Consider the following 17872-nt stretch of genomic DNA (forward strand, 5'->3'; position numbering starts at 1 on the left):
AGTTGCGCCACTTTTTCATTTTCCGGTACACCAGCCAACAACATTTGTGTTCTTGAAGTGCCTAAGTGGAGCGGGTGAAGGGATTCGAACCAGCGACTCGATCGGCACTTGTGGGCCACGAAACTGCTAACGAGTTACGCAAAACACCAATTGCTAATCCGCCCACGTGCCGAGGATCGGCGACATCAACTTTATGTGGGCGTCAATCCGTTCCAATACTTTATTGGGGAGGACAGCTCGTTCAGGCAGAGACCACCAAGACTGGTTGACGCGCTCGACCGTCTCCGTAACAGCCTTCAGCACCGCAGCTTCCGGCAGTCGCGCACGATGAGCGAAGACGTTCCATCGCTGGGCGTTCATTGCCTTGAACGGCCTTTCACCGGCCAGCGACAATGCCATGGCGTCCGACGGAATGTAAGGGACAGTCGAGAGCACATCATAGACTGGGGCGAGTGCCGGCTTGTCGCCCTTCCCATGATAAATCAGCGACCAATTCTTGAGGTGCATGTCGCCGTTTCCTGTCAGCGCAGCCAAAGCCAGTCGTCGGACGAACTCTAGGGCTGCCGCTGAAGAAACGGCGACCCCAAGAGCGGCGGCTATATCATGATAGGCGGCACCCTCATATTTTCGAGACGGATAGACGCCGAATACCTGAGCGAAATCTTCGATGTGGACGCGCTCACCACCGGCAACCCGATCGAAACGTTTGACGAGGAGGACTTTTCCGTCAGACAGCGTCTCAAACTCCGCCGGGATACCCTCGAATTGCGATTGTTCCACGAGCTCTCGTTCCGGCACGTCCATACCAATCGCTTCGGCCAATGCGAGATTGGCAAATTCATTTTCAGAAACACCGGGAAATGATGTCGACGGAAACTTGGCGATATATGAACCCTGCTCGTCGCCTAAGGGGATCGTCAGACCGCCGCCCTTGCCTGTGTTTTTGATGACGGAAAGTTTCATCTGCACACCGGCAAGTGAAAACCGGGCCTTTGACCTGGAGGCTGTCAAACCCTCACTATGAGCAACGGCCCCTTCGCTCGGCACAATTCGGACAGCCCCCGGCAGATCCGACCCGAGTGCTGCAAGCAAATCGAAATCATTTCCTGCTCGCACGCTACCTGAATGGTGCTTCTCCATCGCCTCGCGCAGTTTATCCTCTGGAAGAAGGTTCGCAAAGAACGATGGCAAAGCCCTTGCGACAGGCTTCGGGTCCTTCCGCAAACCCCCATGTGCCGCGCGAAATGACAGACTGAGCACTGGGAAACCACCCGTCTGACGATAGCTCTCCTCAAAGCTGAACGCGTTGAAGTCTCCCGGCGTCCTCACGATCATGCCTACCTTCAGGTCATTTAGCAGCACGTCAAGTGAGGTTATGGATCTTGGATCAAGATGCGTATTAGACATTGCCTTCACCATCGGGGCTGGCGACGAAAGCAGGAAGATCATCTTCGGCGCCACCTGGCTGCAGCAAAGCTTCAACCGCCGGGACCATAGCCTGCGGGATGAGCATCAGTTCCAGACCAAGCGCACGACCAATGTTGATCAGTGTGGTCGTACGGGCAGCGCTGGCTCCAGCCTCAATCTCGCGGTACCGCGGACGCGACATACCCGCCATATCCGCAACCTGCTCCTGGGTTAGGCCCAAAGTCTTGCGCGACGTCTTGAGCAGCCGCCCTATGTCCTGAAGAGCCTCCGAATCCCACTTCATTTGATACCTTAATGTTTCATATTTCTCACTATGATATGTTTACGTATCTCACGGTATCTACGCATGTCAAACTAAATGCCACGAATAGAGATCATATGACACTAAAAGATCTTCTTACAGATCAATTTTGTTTCCTCTACTGATAGGACGTTAGGCAATCTGCGCACCGAAACTGGAAGCCCACCCGCAATACACGCTTCTTTTAAATGTCCGCTCCTACCCGCCCGCGCTCGGCACTGGTGCCGAGAAAACGGAATAAGAGCATGGCAAAACACGATCTTTCATCTCATCACTTTCAACGAAACATCTCGGATTTCTGCGAGGTACGCATTGCGCCAATCGCCTCAAAGCGAATGCCGCAAAGCATTAGGACCTTTCTCATCGGTCTCGTCATCCATCGCCAGTTACCACCGATCGCCAATGGTCGTATGGACTGGACAGCAATCGGTCAGTCTTGCGGGATCGAAAACCAATTGACGGCCGATTGGAAGAAGGCGCTCCGTCCGGGGCTGGACGCGATTATCCGCTGGCCCGGAGAACCGCCTGCCGGCGAGGACATACAGTCGACGAAAACACGCACGAAATCGCGCAATACCGTTCAGCGCAAGGCTAAAACTGCGGCGTGTTCCAGACCGCGACAGATCCTCTCCGAAAAGCCCCCTGCACAATTACCGCCCGTACCCCGAGGGCCACCGCCGAAACCAATCAGTCCATTTCCTAAGCCATTGTTTGAGGCGACCGATGATCCGGCAAGTTTCCAGGATGCACTCTTCTATCACGTGCGCCGGTTCGGCGAGAGCTACTGGCAACTCTACCGCGTCGTCATTCGCCTGGGCGAGACGTTCGATGACAAGCTTCGAGATCCTATCCCGCATCGAGCAGCGTTATCGACTGGTGCAAGGCTATTTCAAGGCGAACTTGCCGCACCAATCCCGCTCCCTCTACGACCATGATATGGGTGACATCAGCGCTGCGGAACGTCGGCGTCTTGCATGGCATCTTCCAGGCGATTTCAGCAGCCTGCCGTTCTCTAAGCGAGAGGAAATCATCGAATGGGTGCGCAGGTTCATCATCTCGGGCTCGACTGACTATCGCCGCTACCAGGCGGCGGCGATTAAACAGCGCTATGCAATTCGGTTTCCAGGCGTCACCTATGGCGGCAGAGCCCTGTCGCCCCGATCGCAAATCAATCCAGACAGCACGAGCTAAAATACGGAAACCTTTGAAGATCCTGATCTCCTGTCAGGTGTCGTCGATGCACCGCCACGGCTGGCTATGGAGATGGTCGATCTGATCCGCTTCAAGACATCGACGCTGACGGCGATTGGGTTTCAACGCAACGGGGTATGGTACGAGGAAACGGCATCGCAGAAGGTCGAGCATTTCGGGCTGATGTTCGGGGCGCTCGCCGCTTCACCCACCGGCATTGTCAAAGGGCGCGGTGTGCTGCTCTGTCCGGCGAAGGATTCCCGGCACCTTGTTCGTTAGGACGGTCAAAACAATCAGTCTGGACGCGGCATACGATTCCGCCAAATTCTATGAAGCCTGGCAAACCGTGATCCAACGCTATGGCATCTACAATCCCTATACCGGCCGCGGCGCCATCAAGGGGTTACTGCCGCACGGGCCGCATAATCTTCGGGATATTTTGGCAACGCATATCCTCAAACAGACCGGTTCTTACGAGCAGGCGTATGCCATCCAGGACACACCGGATGTCGTTCGCAGCACTACGGCCGCTTCCTACCGCAAGATAAGGCCGCGCTTGCGGCGAAAATCCTCAATCAGGTTTGGGAAGCTGCATAGCCATTCGGATGAACAGCTGGTCCACATCGCCCATGACACTGCCATGGTCGTCTCCGCCTTGAAGGGATCTGAACCCACAGAAGGTATGTGACGGAATCGTGGCATTCGATCTATAGCCGGATTTGTATTCGCCACCTTCCGGCGGCCGTCTCATAACTAACTAGCTTAGGCAAAGCGCCGTCAGGGATGCAGCAGGCATTACGATACTGCCAAAGCCCAAGGCGACTATGGCGATACCGACGACTTTGCGCAGCGCAGCCTTGGGCAGCGTTGCCCCCATCACAGCGATTTGGGCGGCGCCGGCAGCTGTCAGAGCCACCGCCGGAACGGTCGCCAAGCCGAAGCTCATCATGAACAAAGCGCCCGTTGCACCCGTGCCGCTGAGCATGGCAGTCATCAAGGCGTTGTAGACCATGGCGCAGGGCGCAATACCCCATGCCATTCCGAGCAGCAACGCTGAGGGCGTCCCGAAATGGACGGGTCCCTGACGACCGCCAAGCAAAAACGTCGAGGCGGCGATCACGCGACGGTCGATGAGCTGAGGACCTGGGACCACGCCAATTAGCGAAAACCCCACCCACAGTAGCATGGCTGCGCCCAGGGCCCGCAGTACAGGCTGTAGACCGGCGAGATCAAAAAGCTGCCCCAATGCGTCGCCGGCAATGCCGACGACACAGCCAGCGATCGTGTAGGTCACCGTGCGGCCGAGCTGGGTGGCCAGCAAAGCCTGCGCTCTTTGCCGCCCGGAACGACCTTGACCCGTCGCGATCAGCAGCGACGAGGCGATGCCGCCGCATTGGCCCGCGCAGTGCAGGCTGCCGGCAAGGCCCATCAGGAAGCCAGCGGCAACGGTGCCCGCAAGCATTGGGAGATCCGGCATCATTTCTGCCTCTTCCTGTTCGCCAACGTGCAGTGCATGACGGATATGCTCATGCGGCGCAGCTGGCCGTGTTGACCACCGGTGGCAGGTTGATAGCCGGATTGCGGTCGAAGAAGCCGCTCGGCATCAGCTTAAAGCCGGTGAACACGCAGGGCTGCACCGGAAAATCCTCGACACGCACGGGGTGATGCAGGCCAAAGACATGCCAGAGCACGATATCGGTGTTCTCGATCGGCCGATTCTTGGCGACGAATTCTATAAGCCCGCTGGCTCCATCGGAATGGTTGACGAAGTCGCCCGCCGGGAATCTCTCTTCCGGATCGAAGGCCGTGACCCAGACATGATTTTGAACGAACGCAGCGCGTTTTCCGGATGGCGAATCGGGATGAACGAACGGGGTGACGCAATGGTTCGCCTCGAGCTTGTAGCCAACGGGAGCGCCGGTATAGTTCGTCTTGTTCGGGTTAATGACCTTCCAGTAGCGGTGCGATGCCGGATCGGCGCGGCGTGCTGCCTCGCTCTCCCGGGCAAGAACGGTTTGCTCCTCGAAGAATGCATTGCCATAGGGGTTGGCGGGACCAAGCGGCTCGGCATAGGTGTTGCATTCCACGACGCTGTTGGCATCGCCGTCCACCGCCATGTCCAGGCGGGCGCATAGGATATGCTGGTGGATATGACCGACGACACCAGGTGCCACTTCGCGTCCATATTTCGGCGGCTGGCCGGGGATGCAGGCGGCGGTGTTGATGATCCCGGTTGCCTTGACCTCGTGTTCGATCGTCCCGTCGAGAAAAAGATACCAGTACAGGCCGTATTCATAATTGCCGACGGTGCAGATCGTTGAGACGACGAGCTTGGCGCCCCGGCGGATTTCGGAGCGTTCTGTCCGGAAATCCATATGCTTCCACAAAAGCCCGGAATCTTCCTCGTGAATGCAGATCGCCTTCTCAATCGTCCAGGGATCGCCGTCCATGGTGTTGAGGTGCACGTCGAGATACTTGATGACGCCCAGGCAATCGCAGCCGAGCTTCAGGGAATTGGCGAGCTTGCCGATGCCGTATTCGCCGATATCGAAGACATTCTTGCGGAAATGGCCGTTGTCCGGGCTGCCATACGGCACTGTCATCTCAACGATCGAGGCGCGGTTAACGATCGGTCGCCCGTCGAAGCGGATGTCGTGAAGGGTGAGCGCCTCGCGCGCATTGAAGCCGACGACCAGCGACCAGTTGCGCCAAGTGAGGCGGTGCCCATCGAAAACGAAGTTCACGCCTTCTTGCTGCACCACGTCGATCGGCTTGGCCGTTGGCTGAAAGGTTTCTATGAACTGACTTTCATAGTTCACTTCCTGCATCGGAACGGGCACCACGCCATAGTCGTCGACCCGGATAACCTTGCCGGTGATAAGGTCGATCACCGCATTCAGCCCCTCGATCGGATGGGCGTAGAAGTTCTCATTCTCGCGCAGCCGCAGCCAGCAGAAAATGTGGCAGAGATGGCGACCCTCCTCGCCGGGCACACCGAAGTTTCCGGCCGACCATGGATCAACGCACACCGTCTCCATGTCGGTGATGCCGCGCTTTGCGCAGGCCGCTATGAACTCCGGATCGGCCCGTACGATACCTTCGATGGATAGGAACTGTTCGAGCTGGATCATCGGACGCTTGCCGGGGAAATCCTTGCGGGTGAGGATGGTTTGCGTATCGAGGCAAACCACGAGACTGGTGACGGTGACGGCGGCGGCGCTGAAAACGTTTACCCGTGCCTTGCGGGCGATCAGCGCGCCGGACGAAAACGCCCGAACAGTCGCCTTGTCCGGCTCTATCAGTTCGATCGTTTCAAAGCGGGTGTCATCGCCATAAGGCGGATCCTTGCGCACGATCGTTGCCACCGCGCGGATTTCGTCCGGGGTCAGGGGCTGCAAGGGATGGGTGACGCTCAGCGGGATCTGACGGGGTGCAGCGGAAACACAGCAGGTGTCCATGGTAGTCTTCCTTAGTCTGTTCGGCTTTTGCAGCCGGAAAGTGAAGAAGCACGGCGGTTGTGAGCCGCCGTCGCGGTTTTATCGAAGGGCCGCAGCAAGTCTTGCGGTTGAGCCGGGCCCCACCTTTAAGCGAAGGCGCGGCCGAGATTGGCGTAAATGGCCGGCTTGCGGGCCTTCAGCCACACCGCAAAGGTGGCGCCTGCGGCGGCGATGATGGCCAGGATGACAGGGAAGCTGGCGACGATCGGCGATTGCGAGCCGCTAATCAGCGGCAGGTTGATGATCATCAGCGCCAGGCATGCTACCAATCCGGCCATGCTGATGATCGGGGCCACGATCCACTGCCAGACGCTGACGCCACGGGTATCCGTGCGGAAAAAGCCGATGACCGCCAGGCAGACCATTGTCTGTAGGAGCAGGATGCCGACGCTGGCGAAAGCGCCCATCCAGGCAAACACGACCGCGTAGGGATCCTGCCCGGTGAAGGCGAAGGCCAGGATCAGCGCGACCATCAGTATGGTCTGGACGCCACCCGCCATGTGAGGCGAATGATGGGTTCCGTGCGTGCGTGCGAAACCCGACCAGGCGATACCCTCGCGGCCAAGCGAATAGAAATAGCGATTGATGGTATTGTGGAAGGACAGCGCGCAGGCAAACAGGCTGGTGATCAGCAGGGCGTTAAGGACAATCCCGGCCGGACCGCCAAGCATGGCCTGCACGGCGGTCAGGTACAGCGTCGCTGTATTGGCCGTTGCCTCGGAGGCTATGTTGGACGGACCGTAATGCAAGGCAACGGCCCAGGTCACAAATGCATAGAACACGGCGATGATGATCACCGCAAGGTAGGTGGCACGTGCGATGGTGCGCTTTGGATCGCGGGCTTCCTCGCCAAAGATCGCGGTTGCCTCGAAGCCTATGAAGGAGGCGACGACGAAAACCAGCGACACACCTATTCCAGGCCCGGCCACGGCGGAAAGGCCGAAAGGAGCGACAGTAATACCCTCGGGTCCGCCACCGGAGATCAGCACCGACAAGGCAAACAGGGCGAGAATGGCAATCTCGGCGATCATGCAGTAGCCGAGGACTCGGCCGGAAAATTCGATATTGCGGCGGCCGCAAGCATAGATCAGGGCCGCAAGTGTGCAGGCATAGATCCACCAGGCGATGCTGGGACCGCCGGATGTCTTGACAATATCGTTCATGAAGAAGCCGAACAGGCCGCAGACCGCCAGTTCGATGGCGACATAGGTCGCAAGGGCGACGAACGCTCCGGCTACCCCGGCCGGGCGGCCGAGGCCGGCAGCGATATAGGGATAAAAGCCACCGGCCGAGCCGATAAACCGGCTCATGGCCGTAAAGCCGACGCTGAAGACCAGGTAAAGCGCACCGACCAACAAATAGGTGGCCGGCACGCCAGCACCGTTTCCGAAGGCAAAGGCGGCAGGTGATGCACCGACCACTGCCGTTAATGGCGCAGCGGCGGCGACGACGAAAAAGACGATATGGCTGACCCCGATAGCATTGCGCCGGAGTTCAGTTCCGGCCTCTCCAAGTTCAATTGTGGACATGGAAATTCCCCCAGATAGAACGTTCATTTTTGATCGATTGTGAATTGTATATTTGGTGTATTGCAGAGAAGAAAGGCCGGTATAATTTAGATTTTTCACTAAAAAATACAGGCGATATTTATCTATAGTTTTGTTCTTTTGAGCCGGGTTTCTACTATGCAAAAATTTTGGGGCCTGTATTTGACACTTCATGCCAAAATGGCCGCCTGTTGCGTCGGTCCATGTGACCCACTTATTGCATGGGCAGACTCGAAAGTTCCATTCGGAGCAAGCCATGAAAACAACAGGCATCATTGCCTCCTCTGCCATGAACGGCTTGTTGGCTTCGATCCGTCTCGGAGGGCTCGACGCGGATACAGTGTCGGCGCGCATCGGACTTGGCAGCAATGCGTTGTTTGCCGAAAGCGATTTCATGCCGCTGGCCGCCTTCACATCCGCCCTTGAGGTCGCTTCTGAAGAAACGAACGATCCGATATTTGGATTGAAACTTGGAAAAGAATTTGAATTCCAAGCAATTGGCTCCCTGGCCGCCCTGTTTCTAACGGCACCAACGCTCAAAGAAGGACTGACGCAATTCAGTCGCCATTTTCCGGCATTGCAGAGCAACAGCCGGTCGGCGCTGGTCGTAGAAAACGATGTCGCCCGGTTTTCCTATTCCATCCATGACAATACGGTCCGTCACAAGACCCAGGATGCGGACTTTACCGAAAGCTTGCTGAACACAATGCTGGCAGCGACCATTGGTGAGGATTGGAAACCGTGCTGCATAGAGTTTGAGCATATGCCGGGCGACAATCTGGCGCTTTATCGATCACAGCTTGCCTGCCCTTTATCGTTCGGCCGTCGGGAAAACGCGATCGTGTTTCCAAAAAAGTTTCTAGATCGCCCGATCGGCGCCGGCGGGGATGAACATCGCCATTTGCAGATCGCCTGCGAACTGTCCGATCTTCTTTACCGCCGGGAGAAACGTCTCGATCTCGTGGCCGCGCTGAAGGCATGGATCGCCGCCGCTCTTTGCCAGCATGCGAGCATCGATATAGACCACGCCGCTGGTGATTTCGGCATGAGCCTGCGCAGTTTCCAGCGCAAGCTCGCAGAAAACGGCGTCAATTATGCGGACCTGCGCAACATGGTCCGGATGGAAATCGCAAAAAGCCTACTTGCCAACACGCGGCTGCCAATCTCTGTCATCGCCGAGCAGCTTGGCTATAGCGAACTCAGCGCCTTTGCACGCAGCTTTCGCCATCTGACCGGCTTCACTCCAGCTCGCTTCCGTCAGAAGTCCCGAAACTATACTGACGTGCTCAAGGAATGAACATTCCTCACGCCTTGATCAGGATCGAACCTTTGATGCGAATTTATTTTATCTTTTATTATCCAGCACCGTAGATTTTTCAGCGTACCGTAACGTTCTGTTTTGAAACTTCTTCCAAGCGCGACTAGACCACTGCGGAGTTGGAGAAACACGCGTGTTTGCGGCACGGCGTGCCTTTGTGTCCTTGGTCCTAGGACAAAGGACACCATTCGGAACACGTGATAAAAAGCCAGCATCCAAGAGCGGGAACAAGAGCAATGGTCGAACACTTCTGCTTAAACGTGCAGGGAGATGCCCAATACTCCGTCCGGAATTTGGCTCGACCTAAACCAAGCCGACTGCGTTTATGAATCGGGGTCGGAGGTTGGCTCCTTAGATCCGTCCCGTAAGACTCTGATTTGTTGAGACGGAATGGAGATTGTTTCGTGTCACGATCAGTGCCTATGATGATCCCGCTCTCGTTACGATTTTACATTTAAATTCAAGTCTTACCGTCCTTTCGAACTGTGTCGACCTTCTGTGCTTATTCACACCCCGTTGCCAGTGTTTTATCTGGCCCGAAATTAAGTCTCTAGGGCAAATTCGAAATCGGGAATTTGGTAGAGAATATGCACTATGACAATTCCTTGTCCAGGCTACTATTCCGTCAGATTTAGATGCATTCTTGCAAAAGAAATCAAGCTTTCGATATGAATTGCGACCGCCTTATACACGGCTTGAGCATCTTTACGTTGAAGCGCGTCAATAATGACCTGATGTTCTGTTGAGTCGGGCGTGAGCCGATCTTTCAACTGTCCGATTTCAAAAAGGCGGGTCGTGGCACGCAAACTGCGCAGGACGTTGGCCATAACCTCGTTGCCGCAGTAATCGATAATGAGATTGTGCAGATGATCGTCGGAGAACCAATGCGCATCGGTATGATAAGCGGTTGCTCCCATCAATTCCTCAATCTCGCGCCGCACCTCAATTAATTTTTGTCCAGGAATGCTGACCATGGCTTCTACCGCAGCCTGCGGTTCAATCAGAAGACGTAGCTTGAGACTTTGAATATATTCGCCAATGTCAACGTGACGCACAACATAGTTACGCCCCTCGCCCTTGTGCACCAGTCCTTCGCCTTCCAGACGCTGAAGCGCCTCACGCAACGGAGTCCTTGACACACCAAGCGTTTCAGCAAGACGCGCTTCGACGATCACATGACCTCCGCCTAAACGACGATGGCGGATCATGTCGGAGACGGCATTATAGGCAAGTGCTGCCAGTTTGTGGCTTGATCGCGCTTGAGTGCGTATTTCCATTTTCTCCTCAGACGGTATCACCTCAGTGTAAATCCTTTTGATATTGTGTTCTTAGCGTCATTGTCGACCCTTGCCACATGAGAGACTTTTCACGGTGCCCATCATGGTCCATAGCAGTCAGGATTGCCAAAAGCATCGGGAACAACAATGCATGAGTGACGCAACCACGAACGACAAGAGCCTTGCCGACGAAACCTATGGTATCTTGCTCGAAGAAATTCTCTCGGCGCAGTTGGCTGGTGGTGCTGTTATACAAGAAAGAAGGCTTGCCGACCGCCTTCATGTTTCGCGGTCCCCAATGCGCGACGCACTCGGCCGATTGGAAGGTCAAGGTCTTCTGGTGCGCAATAAAAAGGGTGTATTGACCGTGCGCGTCATCACGCTCAAAGACTACCTCAATAGTCTTGCCATGCGATTGCTTGTGGAGCCAAGTGCTGCGGCCCTGGCCAGCGTGCATATCGTACCCGCCACAGTGCACTCCCTTGAGGAGATGCTCAAGGCAATTGAAAACGACCCCGATCCAAATCAAGCCTTTGTTTGGCAGTTTGACGACATGTTGCACCAGGAGATTGGGGAGGCCAGTGGAAACCAGTTCATGGCCGACACGATCGTGCAAATGCGACGCTACACAACGATTTTTGAGCGCCAGCGTAAACTTGCGCAACGCAAGCCAGGGCTTGAAGATCATCGTGCCATTATTTTGGCGCTTGGCCAACGAAACGCCGACGCGGCAAAAGCAGCCATGGCGCTGCACCTCGAGCGTGTCCGTGAAAATGTCTTGGCAAGCTATTAGAGCAAATACTCTTTTGTGAAAGATCCACGAGTAGCGCTTTTCTGCGATTTTCCTAATACCCCTCAATGATGCCCCGAATCTTTCTTTGGCTGAGCGTGCGACACGACGTGTGATTTTTCTTTTGCGTTAAAGAATGAAGTCATCGCGAAGTAAGGCTTGCCGAGTCGATATTTTGTATGTATGTAATTGGTATACCAATTGAATGCAAACAAAACAAGCATTCCAAAGCATGTCCACAAGAAGACATCCATCAACGCTCCAGAGGTCAAAAATGAAAATTCACATCCTATCTCTCGCATCAGTCTTCATGCTATCTGCGGCGGCTTGCGCCTTTGCTGAAGACTGCAATCCCAAAGTTCCAAATTCTGCGCTGACCAAGCCCGGCACATTGGTCATGTCCACCAATCCAACCCTGCCCCCACTGCAATATGTCGACTCGAGCGGTGAGCTAAAGGGAATGCGGATCGAGCTTGGTAAAGAAATAGCCAAGCGGCTGTGCTTGACACCAGAATATATCCGCATCGAGTTCTCTGCGATGATTCCGGGCCTTCAGGCTGGACGCTGGGACATGATCAACACCGGCATTTTCTTCACGCCAGAGCGTGCCGCGATGATGCAAATGATTCCTTATGAAAATCAGGCGATCAGCGTCTCCGTCGCCAACACGAACACATCCATAAAGATGAAAGAGGACCTCGCCGGCCTGCGGATTGGCGTCGAAATTGGTGGCTTTGAAGAAAGCAAGACCCGCGTTCTCGACAAAGAACTAACTGCTGCTGGCAAAAAAGGCCTCAACATTCTGACATTCGATAATTTCGCTCTCGCCTTCCAGGCGCTTCGCGCGGGTCAGGTTGATGGCGTCGTATCCATTGATGGTGTCGCCAAGGAATATGAAACCCGCGGCGATTTCCGCCGCGCCGTGAGCGGCCTCTACCCAGCCCCGGTCGCTGTCGCCTTTAAGAATCCGGCTCTCGCCGACGCCGTTTCTGGTGTCCTCAAGGGCATGAAAGCAGACGGTTCACTCGGCAAGCTCTTTGAAAGTTACGGCTTGCCTATGATTGATGGTGACTATTCGGTCAAGGGCCCTAACCGCTAGAGACCAAAGTCTCATCATGCGTGCGAGGATGCCGACTTCGGTCGGTACCTTCTGCAATCGCGAGAGCATGTCCATTTTTATGGAAATGGCAAATGCTCGATATTTCTCTCTTTGCGCATTTCCTCACGCAAAACCGCGACGCGTTTTTGCTGGAAATTCTCTAAAAAGGACGTCTCGTGTCAATCTGGAGCTGGTCCGGTTTTTTCCACTATCTCTTCAACCCATTCATTCTTGATGGGGTATTCACCACGATTTGGCTGACATGCGTTTCACTGTTCTTTGGCTTGGCTTTGGCTGTCATTGTGGCTCTCATGCGCCGCTCAAAACGGCGATCCCTGAGGTCAATCGGTTGGTTTTATATCTGGCTGTTTCGCGGCACGCCGCTGCTGGTGCAGTTGATCATGATTTATACCGCTCTGCCGCAGCTGGGCGTGCGCTTTTCGGTTGTTGAAGCGGCGTTGATCGGGCTTGCGATGAACGAAGCTGCCTACCTGGCAGAAATCATCCGGGCTGGGATTGAAGCCGTATCGGAAGGCCAATCACGGGCGGCCCGCGCCTTGGGCATGAGTGAACGCCAGATCATGCGCTACATCGTCATGCCGCAGGCTTTCAAAATCATCATTCCTCCGCTCGGAAATTCCGTCAACGGCCTCCTCAAGACCACGTCGGTGACATCCGTGATTTCGATGGAGGAATTGCTGCGCCGTACGCAGGTTTTGATCCAGGAAAAATTCATGGTGCTGGAGCTGTTTACCGTAGCGGCCCTCTATTACCTGCTCCTGACCACAGTTTGGGACTTCGTTCAGAGACACATTGAAAAGCGGTTTGGTCGATCCACGGCAGTCGTAAACCTCTCTGAAAAACGCTGATATTCTAGAAGGATAAATTCTATGCCTAAGCCATTTCGCGGTGTTTTCACCGTGATGATTACACCGATTGATGCTGATGGAAGCGTCAATCTTCCAGCTCTTGCCGCCTTTACCGATTGGCAGATCCGTGAAGGCATTCATGGCCTGATTCCGCTCGGCTCGACGGGTGAGTTCCTCTCGCTTTCCCAAGATGATCGCGACGCAGTTGCCCGCACCGTGATTGAAACAGCAGCAGGCCGCGTCCCCGTGTTGATCGGCACAGGCGCTGAAGACACACGCGAAGCCGTACGTCTCGCGCGCAATGCCCAAGCCATGGGTGCAGATGGTATTATGGTCATTCCTCCATTCTATTGCACACCAACAGAGGATGAATTGGTCGAGCATTACCGCGCCATTGCGGCATCGATTTCCATTCCGATCATGGTGTATAACAACCCAGCCACGGCCAATGTTGATCTCAAGCCGGAAATTTTGGCCCGCATAGCGCAGATTGATGGGTGCGACTATGTCAAGGAATCCACCCTCGAAGTCACCCGTATTCGCGACATCGTGCGTCTAGCCGGTCCATCCATGACACCCTTTGGCGGCATTCTGGGTTTTGAGTCTTTTGTCATGGGTGCTCAAGGTTGGGTCGCCGTCGCCTCAAATATCGCGCCGGGTCCAATGTCTCGGATCTTCACATTGGCCGCAGACGAACAGAAATATGATGAGGCGCGTGCGCTCTATCTGGAATGGCTACCTCTCATTCAAGCGGTTGGCGGCCAAGCTTATGTTGCTGGATCGAAGTCCCTGCTCAATCACATGGGGTTTGCTGCGGGCTCCCCGTTGCCGCCTCGCCTTCCGTTACCTCAGGCACAAGATGCCGACATGAAATCGCTTGTCGAACGTTTCGGCCTGCGGTTTGAAAACTGAGCAAAAGAGGATACCCATGCCCGCATTGATCACGAGAGGCGCAAAAAACTCTGTCTATATTGACGGGGTTGCGCATCGAGTCGATGCTGGCATGTCCGTTGCCGCCGTTCTCAGTCACCTTGGTCAACCGGGCTTTTCAACGGATACCAAAGGTCACGGGCGCGGCCTGTTTTGTGGCATGGGTATATGCCACGAATGTCTGGTCACGGTGGATGGCCGCACAAGCCAGCGTTCCTGCATGACACCTATCCGTGATGGCATGCGTATTGTGCGTCAACAGCCGCGCCCGGATATTGCCGAAACGGGCCTTGCCGATCTAGCACCTGTCGCGACCACACTGGCCAATCTCGACGTCGATCTGCTGATCATCGGCGCAGGCCCCGGCGGCCTTGCAGCGGCAGAGACTGCGGCTGCCGCAGGGGTCTCTGTCATCATTGTCGATGAAAGGCACATATCAGGCGGTCAATTTTACAAGCAACCGAGCACAGTCGACGCAACGCTTGCCCTCGACGGCGATCGTCAAGCCCGCGACGGTGCCGATCTGATCGACCGACTGCATGCTCTTGGCGTAACGATCTTATCCAGCGTGACCGTTTGGGGTGCATCCCAAGCTGCTGAGGGCCACACTGTGATTGCCTGTCATGGTGCAAAAGGTGCTTTTTATATCAAGCCGCGCATGCTGGTTTTTGCCACCGGTGCTTTCGAGCGACCTGCGCCAATTGATGGCTGGACACTTGCAGGCGTTATGACAACCGGTGCGGCGCAAACATTGTTACGCAGTTATGGCACGCTACCTGGACGCCGAATCCTGATCGCGGGCAATGGCCCGCTCAATTTTCAGGTCGCTGCGGAAATTCACAAAGCCGGTGGCAAAATTATCTGTGTTGCGGAGCGTGCCGCCGCACCATGGAGCCGTCAACGCGAAGCGTTTGCACTGTTGCGCCAAAGCCCTGCATTGGCACTCAAAGGGTTGCGTGACATGACGCGGCTGCAGCGCTCGGGGATTAATATCGCATGGCAGACACAGGTTCGGTCCATTGAAGGAGACCAATGTGTCGCCTCGGCAACCGTGTCAGGGCCGGATGGCGAGCGCAAGATTGAAATTGATACCGTGCTCCTCGGTGGAGATTTCACCCCATCCAATGAATTATCGCGGCTTTTGGGCTGCGATCACACAGTAGCAGCAGACGGCTCGCTCATCGCAATCTGCGGTGAAGATGGTGAAAGCTCCCTTGCCCATGTGCATATTGTTGGGGAAGCGGTGCGTTTCGGCGGTGCTCATATGGCTATGGCAAGGGGTCGGCTGGCAGGGCTGTCGATCGCGAAGAAGCTGGGACATGCCATCACGACTGATCGGGAGGCCCATCGACGGCTCGTCCGCGCAACGGCCTTTCAATCTGCCCTTTGGCGACTGTTTTCGCCGGACATCACCGCCCACCCTCCTTCCGATGATACTCTGGCCTGCCGGTGTGAAAGCATTACTTTTGGAACATTGAAGGGCCTTGCCGAACAGGGGCCACCCGATATTGCAACGCTCAAACGTGTGAGCCGTGCTGGCATGGGGCGATGCCAGGGCCGTTACTGCAACCGCACACTCACATTGCTGTCTGGGCACCCCGAAAATCACACACAAGGCTATCTGGCACCACAAATGCCGCTGAGGCCTGTGCCGCTTGCAGCATTGGCTGTCGAAAAGCCTGAATGGGGCGGCCACAAACGTGCGCTGCTGCCACACAGGCCGCCGCTTACACATTCAGAACCTCTGCCGGTACAGCAGGCCGCAACGGTCATTATCGGTGCAGGTATTGTGGGCCTATCAACAGCCCTCTTTCTGGCCGAGGCGGGCGAAGACGTTGTGGTACTTGAAAGGGGTTTTCCGGGCGGTTTGGCGTCTGGCGGCAATGCTGGAAGCCTGCACGGCCAGCTTTTATCCTTCGATCACGGTGCACGAGCCGAGGGTGACGGCACGCCCGCGGCACGAACCCTGTCATTGCAGCGCGATTCTATCCAGTTGTGGCAGTCCTTAAGCGAACGACTGGAGCGTGACTTCGAAATGAAGATCACGGGCGGTTTGATGGTTGCCGAGACAGAAGCGCATATGCGCTTTCTGGAAGAAAAGACCCGCGTTGAACGCCAAAGCGGCATAGATTGCCATGTGATCGGCAAGGACGATCTGCGCCGGTTAGAGCCATTGCTCTCGGATGCCATGATCGGTGCGGCCTACTGCCCTCAGGAAGGCAAAATCAATCCGCTGGTGGCGACGCGCCATGTGGCTGAAGCCGCCTTAACCGCAGGAGCCCGTGTTTTTGACCGCACAGATGTGCTGTCAATCCAGCATTTGGACACCGGATTTCTGATTAAGACCTCGCGCGGGGCCATTCGTGCTCGCCGCATTGTCAACGCAGCAGGCGCATTTGCCGCGCGGATTGGTGCTATGCTCGGCCTCGACGTTCCGGTTTTCGGTGCGCCGCTGCAAATGGTGGTCACTGAGGCGGCAGCACCTGCGATTTCCCACCTCATCGCCCATGCGGATCGGCATTTAACCCTGAAACAGGCTGCAAACGGCAATTTCCTGATCGGTGGCGGCTGGACCGCAGGCCTTGATCCAGTCCACAGCCATCCCAGGCCACTGTTTTCGAGCATAGAAGGCAACCTTTGGGTGGCACAACATGTGGTGCCTAGCTTGCGAAAGCTGCATGTGATCCGCAGTTGGGCCGCGATGAACATCAACATCGACGGGGCGCCGATTCTCGGAGAGCATCCTGCTATGTCGGGCTTCTTCAACGCGGTTACGTCCAACGGCTATACACTTGGCCCTAGCGTGGGGCAGCTCACCGCAGCCCTCATTCAAGGTCGAGATCCGGGCCGTGATCTGTCTGCCTATTCCATTTCTCGGTTCCAAGGAGGTCGATCATGATCGAGATCACCGGCGTCAGCAAATATTATGGTCAGTTCGCTGTGCTCAAGAACTGCACGACCCGCGTGGCAAAAGGGGAAGTGGTGGTGGTCTGTGGTCCCTCAGGGTCAGGCAAATCCACCCTGATCAAATGCGTCAATGCGCTTGAGCCTATTCAGGAGGGATCAATTCGTGTGGATGGCATCGAAGTGGCAGATCCAGCAACCGATCTACCCGACCTGCGATCCCGAGTCGGCATGGTGTTTCAGAATTTTGAGCTCTTCCCACACCTGACCATCGAAGCGAATATCATGCTGGCTCAGCGCATCGTTTTGGGTCGCAGTGAGGGTTTGGCCAAAAAGTTGACCATGGAACTGCTGGAGCGTGTCGGCATGAGCGGTCACGCGGCAAAATACCCATCGCAGCTCTCCGGCGGCCAGCAACAGCGAGTAGCCATTGCGCGGGCGCTCGCCATGAACCCCAAGGCCATGCTGTTTGATGAACCCACCTCGGCACTTGATCCGGAGATGATCTCGGAAGTTCTCGATGTCATGAGCACTCTTGCCCGCGAGGGTATGACAATGATGGTGGTGACCCATGAAATGGGCTTTGCTCGCCGCGTTGCCACCCGCATGATTTTTATCGATCAAGGGGAGATCGTCGAGGATCGGCCAACAGAAGACTTTTTCAACAATCATCACAACCCGCGGACTGAGGCGTTCCTCGGTAAAATCCTGCATCACTGAG

The 17872-nt window shown here is 55.7% G+C and carries 13 protein-coding genes and 1 pseudogene; 8 read left to right on the top strand and 6 right to left on the bottom strand.

The features are described from left to right. Positions 1–153: 153 nt before the first annotated feature. Together G6L01_RS24810 and G6L01_RS24815 are read right to left on the bottom strand one after the other, a co-directional pair. Positions 154–1407, bottom strand: a complete 1254-nt coding sequence (locus G6L01_RS24810; RefSeq protein ID WP_070166025.1) for a type II toxin-antitoxin system HipA family toxin — start codon at positions 1405–1407, stop codon at positions 154–156. Continuing rightward, the gene (locus G6L01_RS24815; RefSeq protein ID WP_070166027.1) at positions 1400–1711 is read right to left on the bottom strand and encodes a helix-turn-helix domain-containing protein; all 312 of its coding nucleotides are present in this window, start codon (positions 1709–1711) and stop codon (positions 1400–1402) included. The genes G6L01_RS24810 and G6L01_RS24815 overlap by 8 nt, the downstream gene beginning before the upstream one ends. Before the next feature lie 263 nt (positions 1712–1974). Between G6L01_RS24815 and G6L01_RS24820 the strand changes: the two are divergent. Continuing rightward, positions 1975–3517 (top strand): annotated as a pseudogene (locus G6L01_RS24820) (hypothetical protein). 160 nt (positions 3518–3677) lie between these two features. On the opposite strand, the gene G6L01_RS24825 reads toward G6L01_RS24820, so the two are convergent. The 3 genes from G6L01_RS24825 to G6L01_RS24835 all read right to left on the bottom strand — a co-directional run bounded on the left by G6L01_RS24825 (position 3678) and on the right by G6L01_RS24835 (position 7946). Beyond that, positions 3678–4400, bottom strand: coding sequence for a sulfite exporter TauE/SafE family protein (locus G6L01_RS24825; protein WP_070166029.1), 723 nt, complete (start codon positions 4398–4400; stop codon positions 3678–3680). A gap of 46 nt (positions 4401–4446) precedes the next feature. Continuing rightward, positions 4447–6378: a primary-amine oxidase gene (locus G6L01_RS24830; protein WP_070166032.1), complete on the bottom strand. Its 1932-nt coding sequence runs from the start codon at positions 6376–6378 to the stop codon at positions 4447–4449. A 125-nt stretch (positions 6379–6503) separates the two neighbouring features. Further along, positions 6504–7946 (bottom strand): APC family permease, encoded by a 1443-nt coding sequence (locus tag G6L01_RS24835; RefSeq protein WP_071207307.1) that lies wholly within the window; start codon positions 7944–7946, stop codon positions 6504–6506. Between the two features lie 274 nt (positions 7947–8220). On the opposite strand from G6L01_RS24835, the gene qhpR reads away from it, so the two are divergent. Further along, positions 8221–9261, top strand: a complete 1041-nt coding sequence (qhpR, locus tag G6L01_RS24840; protein WP_174089365.1) for an AraC-like transcriptional regulator QhpR — start codon at positions 8221–8223, stop codon at positions 9259–9261. A 638-nt stretch (positions 9262–9899) separates the two neighbouring features. Here the strand turns inward: qhpR and G6L01_RS24845 are convergent. Beyond that, a complete protein-coding gene (locus G6L01_RS24845) occupies positions 9900–10559 on the bottom strand; it encodes a GntR family transcriptional regulator (RefSeq protein ID WP_070166037.1) in 660 nt (219 codons plus the stop codon). Between the two features lie 151 nt (positions 10560–10710). Between G6L01_RS24845 and G6L01_RS24850 the strand changes: the two genes are divergently transcribed. The 6 genes from G6L01_RS24850 to G6L01_RS24875 all read left to right on the top strand — a co-directional run bounded on the left by G6L01_RS24850 (position 10711) and on the right by G6L01_RS24875 (position 17871). Then, positions 10711–11352 (top strand): GntR family transcriptional regulator, encoded by a 642-nt coding sequence (locus tag G6L01_RS24850; RefSeq protein WP_070166039.1) that lies wholly within the window; start codon positions 10711–10713, stop codon positions 11350–11352. Between the two features lie 307 nt (positions 11353–11659). Beyond that, entirely contained in the window at positions 11660–12448 is a 789-nt protein-coding gene (locus G6L01_RS24855; protein ID WP_420359841.1) for an ABC transporter substrate-binding protein, read from the top strand. A 176-nt stretch (positions 12449–12624) separates the two neighbouring features. Further along, positions 12625–13317 (top strand): amino acid ABC transporter permease, encoded by a 693-nt coding sequence (locus G6L01_RS24860; RefSeq protein ID WP_070166043.1) that lies wholly within the window; start codon positions 12625–12627, stop codon positions 13315–13317. 21 nt (positions 13318–13338) lie between these two features. Beyond that, complete coding sequence (locus tag G6L01_RS24865; RefSeq protein WP_070166045.1) at positions 13339–14229, top strand: dihydrodipicolinate synthase family protein; 891 nt, start codon at positions 13339–13341, stop codon at positions 14227–14229. A gap of 16 nt (positions 14230–14245) precedes the next feature. Then, the gene (locus tag G6L01_RS24870; protein ID WP_174089364.1) at positions 14246–17146 is read left to right on the top strand and encodes an FAD-dependent oxidoreductase; all 2901 of its coding nucleotides are present in this window, start codon (positions 14246–14248) and stop codon (positions 17144–17146) included. Then, a complete protein-coding gene (locus G6L01_RS24875; protein WP_070166049.1) occupies positions 17143–17871 on the top strand; it encodes an amino acid ABC transporter ATP-binding protein in 729 nt (242 codons plus the stop codon). Before G6L01_RS24870 ends, G6L01_RS24875 begins: the two co-directional genes overlap by 4 nt. The last annotated feature ends 1 nt before the right edge of the window (position 17872 follow it).

The organism is Agrobacterium vitis (genome assembly GCF_013337045.2).
Taxonomy (GTDB): Bacteria; Pseudomonadota; Alphaproteobacteria; order Rhizobiales; family Rhizobiaceae; genus Allorhizobium; species Allorhizobium vitis_B.

Coding starts and splice junctions, on each gene's coding strand:
- G6L01_RS24835 (WP_071207307.1), bottom strand. CDS start 7,946: ATGTCCACAATTGAACTTGGAGAGGCCGGAACTGAACTCCGGCGCAAT.
- G6L01_RS24825 (WP_070166029.1), bottom strand. CDS start 4,400: ATGATGCCGGATCTCCCAATGCTTGCGGGCACCGTTGCCGCTGGCTTC.
- G6L01_RS24845 (WP_070166037.1), bottom strand. CDS start 10,559: ATGGAAATACGCACTCAAGCGCGATCAAGCCACAAACTGGCAGCACTT.
- qhpR (WP_174089365.1), top strand. CDS start 8,221: ATGAAAACAACAGGCATCATTGCCTCCTCTGCCATGAACGGCTTGTTG.
- G6L01_RS24865 (WP_070166045.1), top strand. CDS start 13,339: ATGCCTAAGCCATTTCGCGGTGTTTTCACCGTGATGATTACACCGATT.
- G6L01_RS24830 (WP_070166032.1), bottom strand. CDS start 6,378: ATGGACACCTGCTGTGTTTCCGCTGCACCCCGTCAGATCCCGCTGAGC.
- G6L01_RS24870 (WP_174089364.1), top strand. CDS start 14,246: ATGCCCGCATTGATCACGAGAGGCGCAAAAAACTCTGTCTATATTGAC.
- G6L01_RS24815 (WP_070166027.1), bottom strand. CDS start 1,711: ATGAAGTGGGATTCGGAGGCTCTTCAGGACATAGGGCGGCTGCTCAAG.
- G6L01_RS24850 (WP_070166039.1), top strand. CDS start 10,711: ATGAGTGACGCAACCACGAACGACAAGAGCCTTGCCGACGAAACCTAT.
- G6L01_RS24810 (WP_070166025.1), bottom strand. CDS start 1,407: ATGTCTAATACGCATCTTGATCCAAGATCCATAACCTCACTTGACGTG.
- G6L01_RS24855 (WP_420359841.1), top strand. CDS start 11,660: ATGCTATCTGCGGCGGCTTGCGCCTTTGCTGAAGACTGCAATCCCAAA.
- G6L01_RS24875 (WP_070166049.1), top strand. CDS start 17,143: ATGATCGAGATCACCGGCGTCAGCAAATATTATGGTCAGTTCGCTGTG.